Below are 22,419 nucleotides of genomic sequence, written 5' to 3'. Positions count from 1 at the left end.
GATCGGATTGATACGTTCCGTAAGCGGGAATGAAACGAATGGGAACATTGATCCACACGGGAACGCCTGGGGGCCGCCGCAATGGAGCTCGCCGTCTCATACCTCTTCCTCCGCCGCGCCATCGGCCTCATCGGGGCGCTGTTGCCGGTCGTCCTTCCGCTGGGATACGCGCTGAGCACCGGGCATTGGCGGCTGCTGGCTTCGATGAGCAGCTACTACTACTCGGACATGCGCAACGTCTTCGTCGGGAGCCTGTGCGCGGTGGGCGTGTTCCTGATCTGCTATCGGTACCGGCACTGGGACGACGTTTTCGCCACGATCGGGGGCGCGTGCGCGATCGGCGTCGCGGTGTGTCCGACCCGGCCGGGCGGTGCCACGCGGCTGGCTGCGACGGTGGGTGTGCTGCACGTCGTGTTCGCCGCGCTGTTCTTGGTGAACATGGCGCTGATGTGCTGGTTCCTGTTCACCTTGACGGACCGGCCGGCCGGGCAGCGGACTTCGGCGAAGAATGCGCGCAACCTCGTCTACCGGGTGTGCGCGGTGCTGGTGGTGGTGTTCACGGCGCTGGCGGGGCTCAGTTCCTTCACCTCCCAGTCGTTCGGCGACAGGGTGCATCCGCTGTTCTGGTGCGAGGCTCTGGCCACCTTCGCGTTCGGATTCGCCTGGTTCGTCAAGGGCGAGACGCTGCTGCAGGACCAGGGCCAGGATCAGCCGGCCGGGACGGCGGCGTCGGGCGGGCTCGCGGCGTCAGGCTTCGAAGTCGGCGAGGTGCTGGAGTAGCGGCCGGCGCTGTTGCGAGCGGCGGGCGCCGGGGATCGAGAGCTTGGCCTCGATCTCGGCGGGCGCCGCTTCGAGCATGCCGATCTCGGCGTACGGGAGGTAGCCGACCTGTTCGTTCACCCGGCGCATGGCCGTGTTCTCCGCGGCCGTGCTGGTGACCACGCGGTCGAGCCCGGGGACCTCGGCTGACAGCCAGCGCAGCATGGCCGCCTTGACCGTCCGCGCGAGTCCGAGACCACGGTGGGCCCGCACCACTGCCGTGTCCCGCTGCCAGCTCAACGCGGGCCGCACCGGATCGCGCAGCAGCTCGGTGAACGCGGCCACGTCGCCGGTTCGCTCGTGCATGGCGACGACGCAGTGCCATGTGTCGCCGTCGGCGGCGATCTCGGCCTCGACGCGGCGAAGCCGTTCCACGGTCCACGTCGGGTGGACGAGGCTCGTGTCGCCGAGGGGCGAGTCGGCTATGGCGTTGCGGGCTCTGGCGAACGCGGCCACGAGTGGTTCCGGCGTAGCGGCGGTCCAGCGCTCCAGGCGGTAGCCGGCCGGGGTCCGCAGCTGCCAGCGCGCGGGCTCGATGTCGGGGATGTGCAGCATCTGCCAGGAGAAGATCTGCGTGGTGCGGAATCCGACGCGATTGGCCCACAGTGCGCCGGCGCTGCCGATACGGACGGCGTCGGCGACGAGCGTGGTGCAGCCGCGCGCCTGTGCCGCGGAGACGAGCCGATGGAGCAGAGCCGTGCCCACGCCGCGGCGACGGTGGTCCGCGGCGACTTCGATGCGGGGAACCGCGACGAGGGTGCCGTCCTCCTCGACGAGCGAAACGCCCACGGATCCGATCAACCGCTCCCCCTGCCAGGCGGACCACTGCAGGGGCGGCGCGACCGGCGGCAGTCCCTCGGAGAGAGCGACCGTCGACGGCGGGCAGGCAGCAGCAGCGGCGACGTACTGCTCGTAGGCCTGAATCGGGAAGCCGGGGAACACGGAGCGTCGATCTTCCGCGTACAGCTCGTAGCGCTGCTTCAGCTCGCTCGGGTCAGCATCGGCGCCGAGAAACGGCCTGATTTCCATGTTGCTCCCGAGTCGTCCCTCTTGATGGTACCCGGGGTGGATCTCAGGTGTGCTCGGAGAGCCCGCAGTCGCGCAGAGTCTCGATGATCTGCTTGACCTCCTGCGCGCGGTTGCGCGGGCAGACCAGGACGGCGTCCTCGGTGTCGGCCACGACCAGGCCTTCGACCCCGACGACGGCGATGACCCGGTTCCCCACGGTGGAGACGATCACCGAGGACTTCACCTCGCGCAGCAGGGTCCTGGTGGGGTCCCCGATCACGAGGTTGCCGTTCTCGTCGTTGGGCAGCGAGTCGCCGAGCGAGTGGAAGTCGCCGATGTCGCTCCAGGAGAAGCCGGCCGGCACCGTGACCACACGGCCCGCAGCCGCGGCGGGTTCCATCACGGCGTAGTCGACGGAGACCTTCTCCAGTTCGGGCCATTCCCGAGCGAGCACCTCGTCCCGCCGCGAGGTGTCCCAGGCCGCGCCGATCCGCTCGAGTGCCTCGCACAGCGCGGGCTTGTAGCGCGCGAGTTCCTCGAGGAACGTGCCGGCCCTGACGATGAAGATCCCGGCGTTCCACAGGTATTCGCCGGATTCCAGGTACTGCTGGGCGAGCTCGCGCTTGGGCTTCTCGGTGAACTGCCGGACGTTGCGCACGCCCGTCTCGATCAGCTCGCCGAGCTGCAGGTAGCCGAAGCCCTCTTCGGGGCGGGTCGGCTCGATGCCCACGGTGCACACGTGGCGGCCGCGCCGCGCGACCATCGCCGCGCGCTCGATCGTCTCGACGAACCGCGCCCGGTCCCCGATCAGGTGGTCGGCGGAGAAGACGCCCATCACCGCTTCCGGGTCGCGCCGGGCGATGACCGCGGCGGCGAGGCCGATCGCCGCGCAGGAATCCCGTGGCAGCGGCTCGACGAGGACGTTCTCCTCGGGGATGTGCGGCAGCTGCCGGGCGATGGCGGCGGCGTGCGCGATGCCGGTGACGACGTACGTCTCCTGCGCCGTGCTCAGCGGGGCGAGCCGGTCGGCGGTGTCCTCGAGCAGCGAGCGTTCCGTCCCGGTGAGCGCGTAGAGGAACTTCGGATGCCCGGCCCGCGAAAGCGGCCACAACCGGGTTCCGCTGCCGCCGGCGAGGATGATCGAATAGAGCACGATACCGGGAGTATACCCATCCGTCCGGGCGCGGACGCGGAACGCGGGCCGGCATTGTCACGCGCGTCGCCGCCTTGAATCTGCTGCGATCTCGACGGCCGTTCGGGACCGGTCCGGCGCAGGCCGGCCGCGCCCCGCCGGGGGGGCGGGGATCGTCTTCGTATATTCAAAATTTAATGAGAGAACCGATGCCTCCGAAGGCCTTGCGGCCGCCCGGAATGCGGCCGTCCCGCCGGCGGGACGCGAGCTCGGCCGGCCGCATGACCATGACATAGAACAGTGCAGGCGGGCGTGCTAGCTTGAATTTCTCGATGCCCGCAGCGGCATATCCTTCCTACTCCCCCATCCCCTTATCCGCTTGCTTTTCCGCGCACCGCGGACGGATGGCGGACGTCCGGCGGCGCGGTGAATCAGAACTCGTATAAGTGGCTCGTGCTCGGCGCCGATCGGCCGCCGCGCGCCCGCCTCCCTGTCGAAGGAGGATCCATGAACAGCGAAGACGACGACGCGGAGAGCGAACCGGCGAGACGGCCCCGGCGCGTGGTCCGGGAGCTGCCGGCCGAGCAGGACACCGGCCGGACCGACCGGCTGCTCTACCGCATCGAAGGCGAACTGGACGTCCCCGCGTTCCTCACCGCCGTCGCCGACGTCATCGAACGCCATGACGCATGGGGGCTGGCCGCCCCCGAAGAGGGCGCCGGCGGCGCGGCACCCGGCCGGTCGCGTCGCGGAGCCTTCTCGGACCTGGTGGCCTACCAACGCGTGGACATGATGTCAGAGGACGAGTTCACCCGTTGCGTCAGCACGCTGGCGGCGAGAGATGTCGACTCCTTCCGAAGCCGGCGGGTCGGATATCCGCTCCGCATGCGGCTGCTCGAACACTCCCCCGATGTGTACGTGTTCAGCATCGCGTGCCAGGGCGTGTCCGAGAACGCCAATGTGCGTACGGCGTTCGAAGAAGAGCTGTGGCAGTTGTATGAGACGCATGTCGTCGGGCCGGCCAGGCTGTTCACAGCAGACGCATATGCGCAAACCCCGCGGCGCGAACGTTTCGCGGCGCTGCCCGCGGAGCCGGTCCCGGCGCCCGCGCACCGTGCGGGCGGCGGCAGCGCATCGACCCTGGAAGTCCGGTTCCGGTTCAGTGGCGAGCCGCTCCGGCGGATGCGCGAGGCCGCGCTTCGCAACGGGACCAACGAGTTCGTCTGGACGCAGTGCGCGTTGGCGAGTGCCGTCTTCGAGTACTGCCCGGCCGACGCGATCGCGCTCTGGGTCTCGGCCGACTCGATTCTGGTCGGCGGCCATGCCGCACAGGATGCGGCCGGGGTGAGCCTGCCGCTGGTCGTCGAACGCGCCGAGTCGCCGGAACAGCTGCTCCGAGCCGTCACCCGGGAGTGGCTCTCGAAGCTCCGCGTCCGCGGCGCCGAGCGCGAACTCGAACCCGGGCGCGGGCGCGGCGGCGAGGATCGGGAACCGCCGCGGCCTGGGCCGAGCGGTGCGCTGCGCGTCGCGTACATCAACCACGTGCAGGAGCAGATGAACCGGACGGCCGGGCGGTCGGCCGCGCATCCGGGTGCTGCCGCGCTGGCGGTCAAACGGGAGACCACCGGCGTGCACATGCTCGTCCAGAGCTGGGCCGAGCACGTCGGCGTGACCTTGACCTTCAACACCTCGTGGATCGCGCAGGGCTCGGCCGGACTGCTCGCCGGGTCGGTCGAATCCGCGCTGCAGTCCTGGACCGAGCTTCCCTGCGACGCCTCCCGCACGCCCTGCCAGGGCCGCGCTGCCCGGGGAGTGAGCGGGCCGGCCCGCCTGCGCTGATCCCCACTTGGCCGAACGGCCGTCCCACTGCGCAGGTCAGCGCCTTGGGAAAACGGGGAGGTTCCCACGATGTCGCGGGACGCTCGACGCGACGACGACCCAAGCGGATCATCAATGGCGATGACCGCGGGTCGGCGGGCCGAAGGGGAGCGAACGATGCTGACATCTGATGCGGCGGGCACGAACTCTGCGACGAAGCGAGGCTCCGCGGAGACGGTGGTCGGAACAGGGACAGGGACGGGCCCTGCGGGTTCCACCGAGACGGGCGGGACGGGATCGGGCTCCGCAGCAGGCGACAACGGTTTCGCGGAGACGGAGCGGACGCCGGCCCATCGGGGCGCTCACGGCGGGATCATGGTGACGCGAGTGGGCCTGGAGCTGCCCGCGACCCTCGAGTTCGGAGCGTGGGAGCAGGCGGGGCTGAAGATCGCCCGCATCGCGGATTCCTCAGCCTGGTGCCTGGGCGACTGGCTGATCTACGGTCAGAACGTGTACGCCGGCCGGTACCGCCACGCCGTGGCGATGGCCGGGCTCGACTACCAGACCCTGCGCAACTACGCCTGGGTCGCCCGACGGTTCGAGCTCTGCCGACGGCGCGAAGGGCTCAGTTTCCAGCACCACGCCGAGGTCGCGGCCCTTTCCGTGGCGGATCAGGACCGTTGGCTGGACCGAGCCGAGCAGGGCGGCTGGTCGCGCAACCAGCTGCGCAGCGGCATCCGCGCCGAGCGCCGGCCTGGTCGGGCGGCGATCGAGCAGCCCGGCCTGCCCCGGCTGTGCCCGGCCGCCGAGCAGGTGGCGAAGTGGCGGCAGGCGGCCGAGCGGCGGAGTCAGGGGCTTGCGGACTGGATCGTCGCGACGCTCGATTCCAGTGCGCTGCGGGCCCTGGCCGACCTGCCCGAGCTCGCCGAGTCGTCGGCGGGGCTCGCCGAGCCCGGCGAACCGAGCACCGCCGCCGAGGCCGCCGGGCGGTTGCGCCCCCTGGTCAACGCCGGCTAGGCACGGCGGCGCAAAGTTCCGGCTGGTCGAGTGCGGCGAGCCGGTCTGTAAGCCGGGTTCTGTACGTGCCCTGCGTAAGCCGGGCCCGTGGCGACCATCCATCTAGGACGCACGTCGCCGTGCGCCTCGAGCGGTCTACCCGCAGACTCGGGCGGGTCGCCCTCAAGCATCTGCGCGGAGCGGGCTGGCGCTCGCTCCTTCTCGACCTTGCTCCGGGTGGGGTTTACCGAGCCGCCCACGTCACCGTGGGCGCTGGTGCGCTCTTACCGCACCGTTTCACCCTTACCGTCGCCGGACGAGTCCCGCGACGGCGGTCTGTTTTCTGTGGCACTGTCCCGCGGGTCACCCCGGGTTGGCGTTACCAACCACCCTGCCCTGTGGAGCCCGGACTTTCCTCGAACCCGCCGGTCTCCCGGCGTGCTCGCGGCCGCCCGACCGACTCGCCGCAGCGGCCAGTGTAACGCCTAGGCCGTGGTGTCGATCTCCGCGGAGCGGTCGGCGGGTCGGGGGCCGTCCTCGGCCGGGCCGGCCTGGGCGGGCAGGCTGAACTCCCGGACCTGGTCCACCGGGGTGCGCAGGATGTCGAGGGAGCGCACCACATGCGGCGCGAGGGCGAGCGGGAAGACGAACGCCGCCGCGCAGAGCATCGCGGTGGGCGGTCCGAAGCGGTCGGCGAGCCAGCCGAAGGCGGTGTAGCCGAGCCAGACCAGCGACTGGGAGCCGAAGCTCATGGCGGAGTTGATCCGGCCGGTGAGCGCGTCCGGGATCAGCCGCGCCGAGTAGGACGAGGTGATCGCGTTGAGCGGGACGATCAGCAGCATGGTCAGGCTCAGCACGGCTGTGGCTCCCCACACCTGCGGCACCACGGCGCAGGCGACCAGGCCGAGCATGAAGACCCAGCCGATCCCGACGAAGACCGGACGCAGCGGGAGCCTCTTGATCACCTGCGCCGTCAGCAGCGCGCCGGCCACGCCCATCACCAGCATCACCGAGCCGGCTAGGCCGATCATGCGCGGACCGCCGCCGCGGTAGCGCATCAGCGCGATGAAGAGCAGGCCGAGCACGTTGCCGACCATGTTGACCAGCGCGCCCCAGATGAGCATGTAGCGCAGGAACGGCTGGGCCAGCAGGAAACGGAAGCCCTCGCGCATATCCGAGGTGATGCTGCCGCGTGCCTGCGGGCGGTCGACCGGCTCCGGGCCTAGCGGGGTCCTGATCGCGGCCGCACCGAGCGCGCTGAACAGAAAGGACACGGCGTCACCGGCGAACGGGATCCAGCGCGCGACCGTGAACAGGATCGCGGCGACAGGGTTCGCCACGAGTTCGGCCGCCATGTCACGGCCCTGTTCCTGGGCGGTGCGCGCGGCGAAGAGCTCGAGTGGCACGATCCGCCGCATGGCCGGTCTGACCGCGCCCGTGTAGAGGCCGCCGACGATGCCGGCCAGCGCACCCGCCCCTGCCAACAGCGCGATCGACGGACGCGGCCCGCGGGCGTCGAAGGCGACGACGGCCATGACGGCTGCCTCCACCAAGGGGCCGCTGACGAGCAGCAGCTTGCGCGAGACGCGGTCGGCCAGGGCGCCGCCCCACAGCGTCGTGGTGAGCGTCCCGACTTGGCGCGCGCCGGCGATCACGCCGGCCCCGGTGGCCGAGCCGGTGGTGAACAGGACCAGCAGCGGGAAGGCGAGCGAGGACATGGAGGTGCCGAACATGGACAGCGTCTCGCCGGTCCACCACGCCATGTAGTCGCGGTTGCGCCAGAGCGAAGGGCGCGAGGCGGGCGGAATGGCCGCCTCCGGCTCGCCGGCCGGTTCTTCCGATGCCCGCGCCATCGCCACCCCTCCCCCTGTCGGCATCGCAGGTGTGTCATGTTGCTGAATCGGCGTGCGGCAAGGCCCGTACACGCCGATTCAGCATTCTGTTATATCCGGGATGCCGCCGCAATCCTCCGGTGGCTTACGCCGCGACGAGGTGGTCGAGGGCGAGCCGGGCCAGCAGGGTGGCGCCGTCCGGCAGCACGCGGTCGTCGAAGGCCGCCTCGGGCGAGTGGTTCCACGGGGACGTGTGGTGGTCGCGGCCCTCGATGGTGGCGCCGAGGAAGACCATCGCGCCGGGGACCTGCTGGAGGACCCGGGAGAAGTCCTCGGCGCCGGCCAGCGGCTCGGCCATGGTCTCGAAGCGCTCCGGGCCGAACAGCTCGCCGACGGTGTCGCGCACCACGTCGATGGCGTGGGCGTCGTTGACGGTGGCGGGATACAGGCCGTCGTAGACCACCTCCACCTCCAGCCCGTGTGCCTTGGCGATGCCTTCTATCAGGCCGACCAGCACCGGGCGCATGCGCTCGCCGGCCGCGGCGGAGAAGGTGCGCACGGTCGCGTCGAAGTGCGCGGTCTCCGGGATGATGTTCTCCTTCGTCCCGCTGTGGAACGAGCCCACGGTGACCACGACCGGGTCGAAGATGTCGAACTTGCGCGTGACCGCGGTCTGCAGTGCGGTGACCATCTCGCAGGCCGCCGGGATCGGGTCGTTGGCCCGGAACGGGGCGGAACCGTGGCCGCCTGCGCCGTGCACGGTCACGTGCAGGGAGGAGCAGGAGGCCATCATCGGGCCGGGACGCGCGCCGAAGGTGCCGCGCGGGAACATGCCGGAGCTCACGTGCAGGGCGTAGGCGGCGCTGGGGCGAACGCCGGAGGCGTCCAGCACGCCCTCGGCGATCATGTGGCCGGCGCCGTCCTCGCCCTCCTCGCCGGGCTGGAACATGAACACCACGTTCCCGGCGAGCTGCTCGCGCCGGTCGCTGAGCAGCTTCGCCGCACCCACCAGCATGCTGGTGTGCAGGTCGTGGCCGCACGCGTGCATCACGCCGTCGAACCGGGAGATCGGCACGTCGCTGACCGACGTCTCTTGTAGCGGCAGCGCGTCCATGTCGCCGCGCAGCAGCACGGTGGGGCCCGGCCGGGCGCCGCGCAGCACGCCGGTCACCGAGTTCAGCCCGGTGCCGAGGGTCAGTTCGAGTCCGCAGCCGTCGAGTGCGCCGAGCACCTTCTCCTGGGTGCGGGGGAGCTCGAGACCGAGTTCCGGTTCGAGGTGCAGGGCGTGGCGCAGAGCGGCCAGATCGCCGGCGATTTCCCGGGCGTCATTCTTGAGATCTTCGACGAGGTTCGACATGTCCGGAGCATAGTCACGGTGCACCGGTTACGGCCATAGCCCGGAGGTGAGAACGGGCGGTGGATCTCACGGCCAGTACAACGGCGCGTTGCGGGCCCGGGCGAGCAGTTTACGGGCCGTCAGGCCGGTCACCACGGCGCTGGCGCCGAAGAAGATCAGCCAGCAGCCGAGGATCCAGGCGAGCACCACCAGGCTGGCGCCCGGGAAGGCCACGATCAGCAGGCCGATCACGATCGCGAACACCCCGCCGGCCGTCCCGGGCGCGCGGCCCGGCGCCCGGCGAGCCCGCTGCCGCGCCCCGAAGATCGTCAGTGCCCCACTGACCAGCCAGAACGCGCCGACCACGAGGGCCAGGCCGGAGGCGGTGTGGAACGGCCGGGCGACGCAGAGCACGCCGAAGCCCACCGAGAGCACCGCGAGCACGATCGCGACCACCCGGGCCACCGGCTCCACGCCCTTGAGCTGAATCGCGGTGACGAACCGGTAAGCGCCGGTGAGCAGCAGGTAGACGCCGAACAGGAAGGTCAGGGCGGAGACGGTGTGCCCGGGCCAGGCCACCACCAGCACGCCGAGCACCACGCCGGCGGCGCCGAAGAGCACCGGCAGCAGCCACATCCGCTTGAACCGCGCGGGGTCGAACCCCTGACGCGCGCCGCCGCCGGGACCGCCGGGGCCGCGACCGCCATCCACGACCTCGCCCTCAATCGGGTCGCTCATGACTCCACCTCGCTAGCGCTCGGTAGGCGCATTCGCGGACGCACTGCGCCCTTTGATTCGCTCGCAGGCTCGCTCATGACTCCACCTCGCTAGCGCCCGGCCGGACGCGGTTCCGGCACGTCAGCGCCCTGACTGACGCTTCATCACACTATGTCACAGACCGGTGCCGGCGCCGCCGGGTGGCGGGCCTCGGGCCTGCGGATTGCTCCGTAAGATGCTCTCATGTCCAGCACGCCGGAGCCCACGGACCCCATGCGGAACGTGGAGCCCACCGCTTCCACCGAACCGCCCGATCCCGCCGTGGAGCCGGAGGCGCCGGACCACTGGTCGTTCGCCGCGATCAACCAGGCGATCAGCGCGGACTTCCGCAGGGCCATCCTGGCCGGGCTGATCGCGCTGGTGGGGCTGGCGCTGACGTACGTGAGCGGCGGCGTGCTCGGCAGCGGGAACGCGCCGGTGGACTACTTCACCCGGCACCGCTGGCTGGCGTCGGTCTGCTCGGTGATCGGCGCGGTGGCCTTCTTCTCCTTCGGCGTGATCGCGGTGCGCTCGGCCACCAAGGAGATCCTCAAGACGGTGCCCTCCTCGGTGGGCGACGACCGGAAGGTGGGGCTGCGCTGGATCTGCCTGGTGGTCGGGTACCTGCTGGTGATCTTCGGCACCCTCGGGGCGCTGAACGTGCCGGTCGAGCGGCTCGCGCTCGGCGGCGCGATCACCGGCGTGATCCTGGGCATCGCGGCGCAGCAGGCGTTCGGCAACTTCTTCGCCGGGCTGGTGCTGCTGATCGTGCGGCCGATCTCGGTGGGGCAGCGGATCTCGGTGCGCTCCGGGCCGATGGGCGGGCCGTACTCGGGCGAGGTCATCGACATGACGCTCACTTACGTCCGGCTGGCCACCGAGCGCGGCACGCTGCTGCTGCCGAACTCGTCCATGCTCTCGGCCGTGATCGGGCCGATCGGGGTGTTCGAGGAGGAGCCGGACGCGGCTGCTCCGCTGCCGGCTCCGAACGCGCCGGTCTCCCCGCCGATCGAGGGGCAGCAGCCGATCGAGCCGCCGAAGCAGCCCGACCAGCCCTGATCAGTCGCGCGGCCAGGCGGCGATCAGCGCGTCGGTGATCTCGCGGCCGCGCACGGCGATCCTGAGCCAGTCGGGGCCGAGCCCGGGGAAGGTGTCACCGCGGCGCAGGGCGTAGCCGGACTCCTCGCGCAGCCGCAGTCGCAGCTTGTCCGCGCCTGGCGCGTGGATGAGCACGAAGGGGGCGCGGGCGTGGTCGGCTGCGGGAAGGCCCACCGCAGGCAGTTCCCGCAGGCGCTGCTCGAGATAGTGGCGGTCGCGTTCGGCCTCCCCCGCCAGTCCCTCTGCCTGCTCGAGAGCAGCGGGCTCGGAGCAGGCGATGGCTGCGGCGAGGGCGGGCGAGGAAACAGACCACAGCGGCTGGGCCTCGCGCAGCGCAGCGAGCACGGCCGCGTCGCCGACTGCGTAGCCGACCCGAAGGCCTGCCAAGCCCCAAGTCTTCGTCAGGCTTCTGAGGACGACGAGGCCGGGCAGGTCGGCGCGTCGGATCAGGGTTTCCGGCTGGCCGGGGATCGCGTCGATGAACGCTTCGTCGACGACGAGGACCCGGCCGGGCCGGGCGAGCGCGGCGAGATCGCGCGCGGGATGCAGCACGCCGGTGGGGTTCGTCGGGTTGCCCACGATCACCAGGTCGGCATCCTCGGGCACGCTCGCCGGATCGAAGCGGAAGCCGTCGCCGGCCGGTGTGAGCACCCTGGTGACGTCGTGGCCCGCGGCCAGCAACGCGGCTTCGGGCTCGGTGAACTGAGGGTGCACCACGACCGCGCGGCGCGGATGCAGTGCCCGCGCGAGCAGCACGAACGCCTCGGCCGCGCCCGAGGTGAGCAGCACCTGCTCGGGCTCCCGGCCGTGCGCGGCGGCGACGGCGGCCGTGGCCGGAGCGGCGTCGGGGTACGCGGCGAGCTCGGGCAGCACGGCGGCGATCCGCTCCAGCAGCCAGGCCGGCGGCCGGGGTATACGGACATTGACTGCGAGGTCGGTCAAGCCGGCCGCCGTCTCCCGATCTCCGTGGTGCCGCAGGTCGAACGCGTGAGCCATGGGTACATCCTGCCGCCTCCGCGCGGCCGGGCGGCACTCGCTACCATCGCCAGGTGAAGAGCTCACCCGCCGGCGCGGCCGGCCAGCGAAAGTCGCATTCGGGGCGAGGTCGGACGGGGAAGGCCGGCGCGGCCGCCCTGGCGACCGGGCTGCTGGCCGGCTACGCGGCGGACACGCTGCTCGCGGACCCGAGCCGGGGCCACCCGGTGGCACTGTTCGGCCGGGCCGCGCGCGGGCTGGAAGAACACTGGTATCAGGACTCCCGGCTGCGCGGCGCGGCGTTCACGGCGGCGTGCGTGGGCGGGGCGGCGGCGCTCGGCGCGGCGGTGGACCGGGCGGCCGGGACGCGGCGGCTGTTGGCGGTCGCGTCGACGGCGAGCGCGGCCTGGACGGTGATCGGGGCGGCCTCGCTGCGGCGGGAGGCCGAGGAGATCGGGCGGCTGCTCGAGGTCGGCGATCTCGAGGGGGCCCGGGAGCGGCTGCCCCGGCTGTGCGGGCGCGACGCGCGCGGCCTCGGCGAGAGCGCGCTGGCCCGCGCGGTGATCGAATCAGTGGCCGAGAACACCTCGGACGCCGTGGTGGCGCCGCTGTTCTGGGGCGCGGTGGCGGGCACGCCCGGGCTGCTGGCGTACCGCGCGGCGAACACCCTGGACGCGATGGTCGGGCACCGCTCGGAGCGCTACGAGAGGTTCGGCTGGGCCTCGGCCCGGCTCGACGACGCGCTCAACCTGGTGCCGGCCCGGCTGACCGGGCTGCTCACCGTGGCGGCGGCGCCGCGGGTCGGGGGCGACCGGGCGCAGACCTGGCAGGCGCTGCGGCACGACGGAAGCCACCATCCGAGCCCGAACGCCGGGCACTGCGAGGCTTCGGCGGCGGGCGCGCTCGGGCTGCGGCTGGGCGGCACGAACGTCTACGGCGCGCGGGTGGAGGAGCGTCCGCAGCTGGGCACCGGGCGCAGCCCGCGCGGGTTCGACATCGCCCGCGCGACGAAGCTGTCCAAAGCGGTGTGCACCAGCGCCGCGGTGCTCGCGGCCGCAGGAGCGCTGCTCGGCCGGGCCGGACGCTCGCGTCGTGGCTGACGGCTCGCCGGTTCGGGGCGGCCTGCTGGTCGCCGGCACCACCTCGGACGCCGGGAAGTCGGTGCTGACGGCCGGGATCTGCCGCTGGCTGGCCCGGCAGGGCGTAGCGGTCGCGCCGTTCAAGGCGCAGAACATGTCGAACAATTCGGCGGTCTGCCTCGACCCGGCCACCGGCGAGGGGGCCGAGATCGGGCGGGCGCAGGCCATGCAGGCGGCCGCGGCCGGCGTCGTACCGGTGCCGCAGATGAACCCGGTGCTGCTGAAGCCCGGATCGGACCGCAGCAGCCAGGTCGTGCTGCTCGGCCGTCCGTTCGCCCAGGCCGACGCGCTGAGCTACCAGGAGCTCAAGGCCACTCTGCTCGAGCACGTGCTCGCCGCCTACGACGAGCTGCGCGCGCGGTTCGACGTCGTGATCTGCGAGGGGGCCGGGTCGCCGGCCGAGATCAACCTGCGCCGCGGCGACATCGCGAACCTCGGACTCGCCCGGGCGCGCGAGCTGCCGGCGGTGGTGGTCGGGGACATCGACCGCGGCGGAGTGTTCGCGGCCTTCCACGGCACGGTGGCGCTGCTCGAGCCGGCGGACCAGGCTCTGATATCAGGCTTCATCATCAACCGGTTCCGCGGCGACCCGGCCCTGCTGGATCCGGCGCTGGAGATGATCCGGCAGCTGAGCGGGCGGCCGACGCTCGGGGTGGTGCCGTATCTGCGGGATCTGTGGCTCGACGCGGAGGATTCGCTGAGCCTGGACGCCGCCGCTCCCCCGCCGCCCGCCGAGCCGCTGCCGGGATCGCGGCCGTTGTCGGTCGCCGTGGTGCGGCTGCCGAGGGTGTCGAACTTCACCGACGTGGACGCGCTGCGGCTCGAGCCGGGCGTCGAGGTCTCCTTCACCACCTCGCCGCGCGGCATCGCCGAGGCGGACCTGGTGGTGCTGCCGGGCACGAAGTCCACCGTGGCCGACCTGGCGTGGCTGCGCGAGCGCGGCATTGTCGAGGCCTTACGCGCCCGGCACGCGAAGGACGGGCCGATCCTGGGCGTGTGCGGCGGCTACCAGATGCTCGGGACCGAGATCGAGGACGAAGGCGGGGTGGAGAGCGCGGCCGGGACGGTGGTGCCGGGGCTCGGCCTGCTGCCGGTGCGCACCCGTTTCGTCGCGCGCAAGACCCTGGCCCGCCCGACCGGATTCGGCTTCGGCGCGCCGGTGACGAGCGCGTACGAGATCCACCACGGCCAGGTCGAGGTGTTCGGCGGCGATCCCCTGTTCACCGACGCCGCCGGCGGCGCCGCGGACGGCTGCGCGGCCGGCTCGGTGCTCGGCACGCTCTGGCACGGCGCGCTCGAGTCAGACCTCTTCCGCAGCGCCCTACTGGAATGGCTCGGCGAACGCGCCGGCTATACCGGCGCGTTCGCCCAGGTCGGGGCTAGTGCGGCAGGACGGACACGATCCGGCGTGGAGTTCGCGGCCGCCCGGGAGGCCCAGTACGATCGCCTGGCCGACGCGGTGGACGCGTACGTCGACACGGCGGCCCTGCTGCGGCTGATCGAGTCGGGCCCGACCCCGGACCTGCCGATGCTGCCGCCGGGACGGGACCGCTGAACCTCACGCCGGCTCCCTCTCCGGCACGCGGGCCGAACGGCGCCGGATGCGGGCGAGCAGGTAGACGTTGAGCAGATGGAAGACTCCGAGCACGAGTAGCACCGTACCGATCTTGACCGAGAGAGCCTCGAAACACGCCCGGATCGAGCCGACGGTGCCGCCGATGCGCATGAACAATGTGACGAAGCCGAGGTCGAGCAGATAGAACCCGACCACCAGCAGCCGGTTGACCGCCCCGGCCACGGTCTCGTCCCCGCGCAGCAGGGCCACCAGGAACACGTGGCCGGTCCGGCTGAGCGTGCGCGCCACCCAGACGGTCAGCAGGACGGACAACAGCAGATAGACGACGTAGGTGAGTACCGTGAGGTCCACCGACCCTCCCCTGGATACAAGTGCCTTGATGCGTGTACTGCCGATCTGATGCCCCCTCAGGAATTGTGGCAAACGGGTGAATTCCGACCATTTGCCAAGCGGTTGTCTCGTCGGGGCAACCGCGGTGCGGGGTCGGACGTCATGAAGGCAAAGGATCTCGGGCCGTGGATCCGGGCAGCGGCAGCGGCAGCGGCAGCGGCAGCGGCACGAGCGAAGAACAACGGAACAACAGGCAACAGCACAGCGGGCCGAGGGAAAGCCGAGGAAAGGTGCTCGATCGCTTCAGCCGTCAGGCCGGCCGGCTCCGCCGACGGGTCGCACGGGAGCTCTCCGGGCTGCACTGGCAGCCGGTGCGCACGGACCGCCTGCCGAGGCCGGCGTTCTGGGGCAGCCGGGAGAGTCTGGCGCTCGGTCTGGCGCTGGTCGTCTTCGGCACCCTCGGCGCCGGGCTGTGGGGGCTGACCAGCGGGCCGGGGCAGACGCTGACCGGCAGCACGCTGGCATCGGACGGGCGCAGCACGGCCGAGCCGCCGGCCGAGCTGGTGCAGAGCGCGGCGGAGGACTTCGTCTTCCCCGGCGGCTCGCCCGCGTTGACCTTCGCCTCCTCCGGGCTGGCGGCGATCGAGGTCGACGGCTACGGGCTGATGGGGCATCACGGCTCGATGGACAAGCGGGTCGCGATCGCCAGCATCACCAAGACGATGACGGCGTACGTCGTGCTGCGCGACCACCCGATGAGCGAGACCGGTTCCGGGCCCACGCTCACCCTGACCGCCGCCGAGGCCGCCGAGTACGCCAAGGCGATAGCGCAGGACGAGTCGGCGGTGCCGGTGCGCACCGGCGAGAAGCTGACCGAGCGCCAGGCGCTGGAGGCGATGCTGCTCGCCTCGGCCGGCGACATGGCCGACATCCTCGCCCAGTGGGACGCGGGCTCGGTCGACGCCTTCCTGGACAAGATGAACGGCGAGGCCCGCGCGCTCGGCATGACCAGGACCGACTACACCGATCCGGCCGGCCTGGCCGCGAGCACCGTCTCGACCATGGCCGATCAGCTCAAGCTGGCCGAGGCGGTGGAGAAGGTCCCCGCGCTCACCTCGATCGTCGCCGAGCGCGACGCCAAGGTGCCGGTGGCCGGCTGGGTGCACAACTACAACGAGGACCTCGGCGGGTACTCGATCGACGGGATCAAGACCGGCACCACCGCGGCCGCCGGCTCCTGCCTGCTCTTCTCCGCCCACTACACGGTGGACGGGCGGACCGTGACCATCCTCGGCATCGTGCTCGGCCTGCCGGGCAGCACCGGCACTCCGTGGTCCGCGTTGAGCGCCTCGCTCAAGCTGGTCGGCAGCGCGGAGAAGGCGCTCGGCACCGCCACCGTCGTGCCGGCCGGCCGGCCGGTGGCCCGGATCGTGCGGGGCGGCACGGCCACGCAACTGGCACCGGCCCGGGCGGTGGACGTGTTCGGCTGGGCCGGGCTCGGCTACCGGGTGGCCGTCACCGGTTCCGCCCGGGCGCCTGTCCTGCAGGTCACCCGGACGGGCGCAACCTCGAAGGAGGCGAGTGTGCCACTGGGGCCGCTGCCACCTCGTGGCGCGCTGGGCGGATCCTCCGTCAGGAGACCGGAATCCCGCTCCTCCGCGAGAAACTGAGGCCGCTGAGCGGTCCGGGGGCGCACGGGCGGTGCCGGTAAGGAGCACGAGTCGCGATTCGGCTACGATCGACGTTGTTTCGATCACAATCGCGCCCTGAGCCGGGGCGGACCCAAGGGGGTGGAGCGGGTGGCGTTCTCGTCCGCCCGGCGCCGGCCGAGCCGTCGTCAGGGCATCCTGACGGCTTTGGTGCTGCTGGTGTTCTGCGCGTGCCTACTGACCTGGCAGCACGGGTCGCTCAACCTCGGGGTCTATCGGCTGGACCTGGACGTCTATCGGATCGGCGCGAAGGCCTGGCTGGACAACCATGACCTCTACGGCCGGCTGCCGGAGACCCAGGGCGGGCTGCCGGAGCCGTTCACCTATCCGCCGATCTCGGCCATCGTGATGTCCCCGCTGGCCGTGGTCTCCTCCACCCTGGCCGGCGTGCTGATGACCGGGGTGAGCCTGGCGCTGCTGGTGTGCGTGCTGGCGTTGTTCTTCCGGGCCACCAAGCTGGCCGCGGGGCGCGGCACCTGGCGCCTGGCGATGACGCTGCTGCCGCTGGCGGTGCTGCTGGAGCCGGTGCGCACGACGCTGGCGTACGGGCAGATCAACATCGTGCTGATGGCGCTGGTCGCGTGCGACTGCCTGCTGCCGAGCACCTGGTTCACCGTGCGCGGGCGAAAGGTGGGCTGGCCGCGCGGCACGCTGACCGGCGTCGCCGGCGCGCTCAAGCTGACCCCGATGGTGTTCCTGCTCTACTTCGTCGCGCGCAAGGACTGGAAGGGCTGCCTGAGCGTGCTCGGCGGCTTCGTCACGATAGGGCTGATCGGGTTCGCCCTCGCGCCGCACGACTCGTGGGAGTACTGGACCAAGACGATGTTCCAGACCGGCCGGATAGGCCCGGGCGTGTTCTCCGGGAACCAGTCGCTCACCGGGGTGCTCGACCGCGCGCACCTGTCCGGCTCCACCGAGACCGCGACCTGGCTCGTCCTGTCCGCCCTCGTCGCCGCGCTCGCCTTCATCGCCGTGCGCCGATTGGCCCGGCAGGGGCGCACGGTCACCGCGGTCGCCATCACGGCCTGCACGCAGCTGCTGGTCTCGCCGGTCTCCTGGTCGCACCACTGGGTGTGGTGCGCGCCGGTCCTGCTGTGCGCGCTGGTGCGCGGACGGCGGCTGTGGCGCTGGGGCGCGGGCTCGAAGTACTTCTGGATCACCGCGGCGGTCGCGGCGGTGTACCTGTCCGAGCCGCAGGTCTGGTTCCCGCACACGTTGAACCGCGAGTACGGCTGGGCGCTGTGGGAGCAGGCCATCGGCAGCGCGTACGTCTGGGTCGGCGTGGCGGCGGTCTTCCTCGTCGCCTTCGGCAAGAACCCGCCGCCCGCGGTACCCGCGCGGCCGCCGGCCGAGGTCTCCTCGCGGCCCGAGTACGCCGAGCACGAATCGGCCGTAGCCCAGACGGGGCGCTAGGGCCGGCACCGGCCCGGTGACGACGCAGCGGCCCGGCAACCCGAACGGACGGGTTGCCGGGCCGCTTCGCGTCTGGACGCCTGGACGCTCGGGTTCCCGAGCGCCTCGGGCAGCGCCGCCCGGTCAGGCCTGGGCGGGCTCGGCCTCGGACTCGCTCGCGGGCGCCGGGCGCTGGATGCCGAGGGCGGCGGCAGCCGGCTCCTCGGCGGCGCTCCCGCCGCGCGCGCCGCCCCGGCCGAAGACGGCGCGCAGGCGCCGCGGCAGGAACGCGCCCTCGACCGTGGAGGCCCACAGATCGCGGTAGCCGATGTACGTCGCGGCGACCAGCAGCGCGTCGCGCGCGATGACCGCCAGCACGGCGAAGACGTGGGCGCGGATCAGCGACTGGAAGCCGAACGGGAACTCGTACTGGGTCAGCGGCAGCGCGATCAGGACCAGCAGCGCGCTCCGGCGCTGGGTGGTGTCCTTGTAGAGCAGGCAGAAGCCCGCGACGGCGAGCACCCAGATCATGTACTGCGGGCTGATCACCCGGCTCGTGACGATCATCAGCAGCGTGGCCACGAAGGTCGCGTCCGCGACCACCGCGGGGCGCCACGTCTTGCGCCACCACCAGTAGGCCATCAGCGCGAACCCGATGACCGTCGCGGCCAGCGACACGTAGTAGGCCACGTTCACGATGGTCACGACGTAACCCTGGGCGCTGGGGACGGCCTGGTACGAGCCGTAGAGCACCCTCGAGTTCACGTGCCACAGCCCGGCCCGCTTGCCCGCCAGCAGCAGCACGCCCCAGACGGACTCGATCTCGATGCCGCGCCCGCCCTCGTTGCCGACGAAGCTCATCGTGTGCGTGTAGAAGAGCGAGAGCAGCGCGGTGGAGGCCACGATGGCCGCGATCGCGGCGATGATGGTCTCCCGGCCGCGCTTGGTGCGCGGCAGGCCGAACACGGCCAGCCCGGGCCAGATCTTCACCGCGGCGCCGAGGCCGATCAACGCGCCGGCCAGCCAGCGCTTGCGGCGCTGGTGCCCGTCGTCGGCGCCCTCGGCCAGCGCGTGCGGGACGCCCTTGCCCAGCAGTACCAGCGCGAACACGACGAACAGGGCCGGGAACAGGTCGTAGCGGCCGTAGACTATCGGGCCGAGCAGCGGGACCCCGGCGATCCAGTACCAGGGGCCGGACCACACGTCGCGGTGCGCCGCGGTCCACAGCAGCAGCACGGTGATCACCGCGTCGGCGGTGAAGGTCATCACGGTGAACCCGGACTGGTACCTCAGGCCGACCGCGTTCTCGATCCACTGCGGGATCTCCAGGATCGGCGCGAGCAGCGGCGGGTACTGCCACTTCGTGTCGACCGGGATGTTGCCGTACTGAAGCGACTTGTGCGCCCAGTTCATGTAGAGCGCGATGTCGCCGACACTGGGCTTGCCCCAGCTGCGCAGGAAGTGGCCGGTGGCCGTGACGTAGAGCACAGCCCGAGTCAGGAACCAGACGATCAGGGCCGTGACGGTGCGTCTACGGGTGGATGACATGTGAGGTGCCTTCTTCTCCCCGGCTGGTGACGGTGTGGCCTGACGGATCGTCATCGTCCGTTCCGGCACTTGGGACCGGCGAAAGCATATGGTTCCCGGCTAAGGTGGGTTCGCCCATCGTCGCTCTATCACGGAACCGTTCCACGATGTTTATCTTCATTCCACCTTCGGAATCCAAGGCCTTTCCAGGTGACGCGGCTCCGACCGAGCTCGGTTCCCTGGTCCTGCCGGAGCTCGCCGAGACGCGGCTGGCCCTGCGGGACAGTCTGATCCGGCTGTGCGGCGGTCCGGCGCAGGACGCGCTCGGCGTGTTGGGCCTGAGCGCCGGACAGGCCGGCGAGCTGGCGCACAACCAGGTGCTGGCCAGGGCCGGCGCCGCAGCGGCCGCCGACGTGTACGCCGGCGTGCTCTACGATCCCTTCGGCCTGCCCGCGCTGCGCGGGCGCGGCCTCGCCCTGGATCACGTGCTGATCTTCTCCGGTCTCTGGGGTGTGCTGCGGCCGGGCGACCGGATCCCGCACTACCGCTGTTCCGCCGGTGTGAAGCTGCCCGGCGTGGGCTCGGTCAGCGCCGCCTGGCGCAAGGCCCTGCGCGAGCCGCTGGCCGCGCACGTCGGCGACGAGCTGGTGGTCGACCTCCGCTCCGGCGCGTACGCCGCGCACTGGCAGCCCGGGGCGAACGCCGTGAGCGTCCGAGTGCTGCAGGAGTACCAGGCGGGCGGGCGGACCGTCCGCAAGGTCATCTCGCACTTCAACAAGGCCACGAAGGGCCGTCTCGCCCGGGCACTGGTCGAGTCGGGACAGCACCCGGCCAAGCCCGAGGAGTTCGTGGACCTCGTCCGCGACCTCGGCTTCACCGTCGAGCCGGGGCCGGAACCGGCGAAGGCATCCTCGCCCACGCCCCTGGATATCGTAGTGAGCGAGCTGTGAGAATCCGCTGAGGACGTCGCCGCCTGACCAGGCCGAGAGCGCATGGTCAGGCCGGGTGCCGGCTCAGCCCAGCTGCCGGCTCAGTCCAGGTGCGCGGTGTCGTTGACGCAGCGGACGTTGCACAGGCCGTCGTCGTAGTAGTCGATGACGCTGAGCGAGGCCGCGGCCAGCTCCATCCGGTTGACCGCGGACAGCGGTGCGCCGAGCGCCGCGCACACCAGTGCCTTGATCGGCGTGACGTGCGTGACCACCAGCACGGTCTGGCGCGGGTAGCGGGCGACGAGCCGGTCCTTGGCCTCGACGGCCCGGCGGGCGAGCGCGGCCAGCGTCTCCCCCTGCGGCGGCGCGACCTCGGCCGAGCCGAGGAAGGCGGAGAGCTCGGAGGGATAATGCTCGTGCGTCTCGGCGAAGGTCAGGCCCTCGAACAGGCCGAAGTCGATCTCGCGCACGCCCGGCTCGGGCTCGACCGGCAGGCCGACCGCACGGGCGACGGCCTCGGCGGTGGCCAGGGTGCGCCGCAGCGGCGAGGCGACGATCGCGTCCACCGGTCCGTAGCGGACATCGGCCCGCAGCCGTTCGGCGGCGCGGCGGGCCTGCTCCTGCCCGGCCTCGACGAGCGGCGGGTCGCCGATGCCGGCGAAGCGCTTCTCCAGGGTCAGCGGGGTCACGCCGTGGCGCAGCAGCAGCAGCCGGGTGGGGCGGCCGAGGTCCGGGGACCAGGCGACCTGGGACTTGGCGGAGACGGGAGCCGCGGCCTGCGCCGCAGTGGTTGCGGCCGCCGCGCCGGACCCGACCCGCAGCGGCGTCGGCGAGACCCACGCGCGCCCCGCGGCCGCCGCGTCCAGGGCCTCGTTGGCCAGCCGGTCGGCGTGGCCGTTGAGGTTGCGCGGGATCCACTCGTACGTCACCTCGGCGTCCGGCAGGACCCCCCGGGCGCGTTCGGCCAGCGGCTTCATGTCCGGGTGCTTGACCTGCCAGCGCCCTGACATCTGCTCCACCACGAGCTTGGAGTCCATCCTCACCTTGACCCGGGCCCGCGGGTCGATCGCGGCCGCGGCCTCGAGCCCGGCGATCAGGCCCCGGTATTCGGCCACGTTGTTGGTCGCGCGGCCGAGGTACTCGGCGAGCTCGGCGAGCAGCTCACCGGTGTCCTCGTCCTCGACCACGGCCCCGTACGAGGCCTCCCCCGGGTTGCCGCGGGAGGCGCCGTCCGCCTCGATGATCAGTGTGCGCATACCGTGTTCGAGCCCTTAGAGGCCGGAGTCGCCGGTGCGCACCAGGATGCGGCGGCACGAGTCGTGGCGCAGGATCGCGTCCGCCGGCGCCGACTTGGCCGCGTTGACCTCGGCGATGTCGAGCTCGATCTGGCAGGCCTGGCAGCGGCGGCGCACGATCGCGGCCACGCCCACGCCGTTGTACTGGCCGCGCAGCTTCTCGTAGAGCGCCATCAGGTCGGCCGGGATGCCGGCCGCGGCCAGCTCGCGCTGGCCCTTGGTGAACTCGGTGTCCTTGTCCAGGCCCGCCTGCTCGCCGGCGAGCTCGTGCGCCACCCGGCCGCGCTCGCCCTCGACCTCGGCCCGGTCGGCCGCGAGCTTCGCCGTGCGCGCCGAGGAGGTCTCGACCTTCTCCATCACCTCGAGCACCACGTCCTCGAGCGCGGACTGACGCTTCGCCAGGGACTCGAGCTCGTGCTGCAGGTTCTCCAGGTCCTTGGCGCTGCCGCGGCCGGACTCGAGCAGCTTGCGGTCGCGTTCGGCCCGGCTGCGCACCTGGTCCACGTCCGCCTCGGCCTTGGCCTGCTCGCGGGCGAGGTCGGAGTCCGCGGCCATCGAAACCGCGTGCACGTCGCGCAGCTGGCCGAGCCGGGTGTCGAGGGTCGCGAGCTCGGACAGCTTCGGGAGGGTGCGGCGCCGGTGCGCGAGCTGGTCCAGCTTGGAGTCGAGGGCCTGGAGATCGAGCAGGCGCAGCTGGTCGGCGGGCTCGGCATTCACGTGGCGGTACTCCTCGGCGGCTCGTTCCGGCGATC

19 protein-coding genes and 1 other RNA gene are annotated in these 22,419 nt (G+C 71.8%); 9 read left to right on the top strand and 11 right to left on the bottom strand.

The genetic code is table 11. The annotated features are described in order from the left end of the window. Positions 1–81 precede the first annotated feature (81 nt). The gene (locus ACTRO_RS31810) at positions 82–780 is read left to right on the top strand and encodes a hypothetical protein (RefSeq protein ID WP_051451698.1); all 699 of its coding nucleotides are present in this window, start codon (positions 82–84) and stop codon (positions 778–780) included. Here ACTRO_RS31810 and ACTRO_RS31805 read toward each other — a convergent pair. Beyond that, positions 748–1,848 (bottom strand): GNAT family N-acetyltransferase, encoded by a 1,101-nt coding sequence (locus tag ACTRO_RS31805; protein WP_034269080.1) that lies wholly within the window; start codon positions 1,846–1,848, stop codon positions 748–750. The two genes, ACTRO_RS31810 and ACTRO_RS31805, sit on opposite strands and share 33 nt — an antisense overlap. Before the next feature lie 43 nt (positions 1,849–1,891). Then, on the bottom strand, positions 1,892–2,980 hold the full coding sequence (locus tag ACTRO_RS31800; RefSeq protein ID WP_034269077.1) for a mannose-1-phosphate guanylyltransferase: 1,089 nt from the start codon (positions 2,978–2,980) through the stop codon (positions 1,892–1,894). A gap of 486 nt (positions 2,981–3,466) precedes the next feature. Here ACTRO_RS31800 and ACTRO_RS31795 point away from each other — a divergent pair, with 486 nt between their 5' ends. Both ACTRO_RS31795 and ACTRO_RS31790 read left to right on the top strand, forming a co-directional pair. Continuing rightward, positions 3,467–4,798 (top strand): condensation domain-containing protein, encoded by a 1,332-nt coding sequence (locus tag ACTRO_RS31795; protein ID WP_034269074.1) that lies wholly within the window; start codon positions 3,467–3,469, stop codon positions 4,796–4,798. Between the two features lie 354 nt (positions 4,799–5,152). Continuing rightward, the gene (locus tag ACTRO_RS31790) at positions 5,153–5,794 is read left to right on the top strand and encodes an LmbU family transcriptional regulator (RefSeq protein ID WP_169739979.1); all 642 of its coding nucleotides are present in this window, start codon (positions 5,153–5,155) and stop codon (positions 5,792–5,794) included. Positions 5,795–5,826: 32 nt separating this feature from the next. On the opposite strand, the gene rnpB is transcribed toward ACTRO_RS31790, so the two are convergent. The 4 genes from rnpB to ACTRO_RS31775 all read right to left on the bottom strand — a co-directional run bounded on the left by rnpB (position 5,827) and on the right by ACTRO_RS31775 (position 9,679). Next, positions 5,827–6,237: RNase P RNA component class A (rnpB, locus tag ACTRO_RS44705), an RNA gene on the bottom strand. Positions 6,238–6,258: 21 nt separating this feature from the next. Beyond that, a complete protein-coding gene (locus ACTRO_RS31785; RefSeq protein ID WP_051451697.1) occupies positions 6,259–7,626 on the bottom strand; it encodes an MFS transporter in 1,368 nt (455 codons plus the stop codon). A 124-nt stretch (positions 7,627–7,750) separates the two neighbouring features. Then, positions 7,751–8,962 carry a M20 metallopeptidase family protein gene (locus ACTRO_RS31780; protein WP_034269071.1) on the bottom strand — a complete coding sequence of 404 codons (1,212 nt, stop codon included), beginning with the start codon at positions 8,960–8,962 and terminating at the stop codon, positions 7,751–7,753. A gap of 66 nt (positions 8,963–9,028) precedes the next feature. Next, positions 9,029–9,679 carry an HdeD family acid-resistance protein gene (locus ACTRO_RS31775; RefSeq protein ID WP_051451696.1) on the bottom strand — a complete coding sequence of 217 codons (651 nt, stop codon included), beginning with the start codon at positions 9,677–9,679 and terminating at the stop codon, positions 9,029–9,031. Positions 9,680–9,901: 222 nt separating this feature from the next. Here ACTRO_RS31775 and ACTRO_RS31770 point away from each other — a divergent pair, with 222 nt between their 5' ends. Beyond that, positions 9,902–10,756, top strand: coding sequence for a mechanosensitive ion channel family protein (locus ACTRO_RS31770; RefSeq protein ID WP_051451695.1), 855 nt, complete (start codon positions 9,902–9,904; stop codon positions 10,754–10,756). Here the strand turns inward: ACTRO_RS31770 and cobC are convergent, their stop codons facing one another. Further along, complete coding sequence (gene cobC / locus ACTRO_RS31765; protein WP_034269068.1) at positions 10,757–11,791, bottom strand: Rv2231c family histidinol phosphate aminotransferase CobC; 1,035 nt, start codon at positions 11,789–11,791, stop codon at positions 10,757–10,759. 53 nt (positions 11,792–11,844) lie between these two features. Between cobC and ACTRO_RS31760 the strand changes: the two genes are divergently transcribed. Together ACTRO_RS31760 and ACTRO_RS31755 are read left to right on the top strand one after the other, a co-directional pair. Next, complete coding sequence (locus ACTRO_RS31760) at positions 11,845–12,870, top strand: cobalamin biosynthesis protein (RefSeq protein ID WP_084316663.1); 1,026 nt, start codon at positions 11,845–11,847, stop codon at positions 12,868–12,870. Then, a complete protein-coding gene (locus ACTRO_RS31755) occupies positions 12,863–14,464 on the top strand; it encodes a cobyric acid synthase (RefSeq protein WP_034269065.1) in 1,602 nt (533 codons plus the stop codon). Before ACTRO_RS31760 ends, ACTRO_RS31755 begins: the two co-directional genes overlap by 8 nt. Positions 14,465–14,467: 3 nt before the next feature. Here the strand turns inward: ACTRO_RS31755 and ACTRO_RS31750 are convergent, their stop codons facing one another. Continuing rightward, on the bottom strand, positions 14,468–14,836 hold the full coding sequence (locus tag ACTRO_RS31750; protein WP_034269063.1) for a hypothetical protein: 369 nt from the start codon (positions 14,834–14,836) through the stop codon (positions 14,468–14,470). A gap of 164 nt (positions 14,837–15,000) precedes the next feature. Here ACTRO_RS31750 and ACTRO_RS31745 point away from each other — a divergent pair, with 164 nt between their 5' ends. Both ACTRO_RS31745 and ACTRO_RS31740 read left to right on the top strand, forming a co-directional pair. Continuing rightward, a complete protein-coding gene (locus tag ACTRO_RS31745) occupies positions 15,001–16,485 on the top strand; it encodes a D-alanyl-D-alanine carboxypeptidase family protein (protein WP_157436567.1) in 1,485 nt (494 codons plus the stop codon). 129 nt (positions 16,486–16,614) lie between these two features. Further along, the gene (locus tag ACTRO_RS31740) at positions 16,615–17,937 is read left to right on the top strand and encodes a glycosyltransferase 87 family protein (RefSeq protein ID WP_157436566.1); all 1,323 of its coding nucleotides are present in this window, start codon (positions 16,615–16,617) and stop codon (positions 17,935–17,937) included. A gap of 123 nt (positions 17,938–18,060) precedes the next feature. On the opposite strand, the gene ACTRO_RS31735 is transcribed toward ACTRO_RS31740, so the two are convergent. Then, complete coding sequence (locus ACTRO_RS31735; RefSeq protein WP_034269061.1) at positions 18,061–19,464, bottom strand: glycosyltransferase family 87 protein; 1,404 nt, start codon at positions 19,462–19,464, stop codon at positions 18,061–18,063. 146 nt (positions 19,465–19,610) lie between these two features. Between ACTRO_RS31735 and ACTRO_RS31730 the strand changes: the two genes are divergently transcribed. Further along, positions 19,611–20,393, top strand: coding sequence for a YaaA family protein (locus ACTRO_RS31730; protein WP_034269058.1), 783 nt, complete (start codon positions 19,611–19,613; stop codon positions 20,391–20,393). A gap of 80 nt (positions 20,394–20,473) precedes the next feature. Here the strand turns inward: ACTRO_RS31730 and ACTRO_RS31725 are convergent, their stop codons facing one another. Both ACTRO_RS31725 and ACTRO_RS31720 read right to left on the bottom strand, forming a co-directional pair. Then, positions 20,474–21,628: a bifunctional RNase H/acid phosphatase gene (locus tag ACTRO_RS31725; RefSeq protein ID WP_034269055.1), complete on the bottom strand. Its 1,155-nt coding sequence runs from the start codon at positions 21,626–21,628 to the stop codon at positions 20,474–20,476. Between the two features lie 15 nt (positions 21,629–21,643). Continuing rightward, on the bottom strand, positions 21,644–22,384 hold the full coding sequence (locus tag ACTRO_RS31720) for a zinc ribbon domain-containing protein (RefSeq protein ID WP_034269052.1): 741 nt from the start codon (positions 22,382–22,384) through the stop codon (positions 21,644–21,646). Between the last annotated feature and the right edge of the window lie 35 nt (positions 22,385–22,419).

Source organism: Actinospica robiniae DSM 44927 (assembly GCF_000504285.1).
In the GTDB taxonomy this organism is placed as follows: domain Bacteria; phylum Actinomycetota; class Actinomycetes; order Streptomycetales; family Catenulisporaceae; genus Actinospica; species Actinospica robiniae.
Note: the sequence above shows the minus strand (reverse complement) of the source record. Positions and strands in the feature narration are given on the sequence as shown.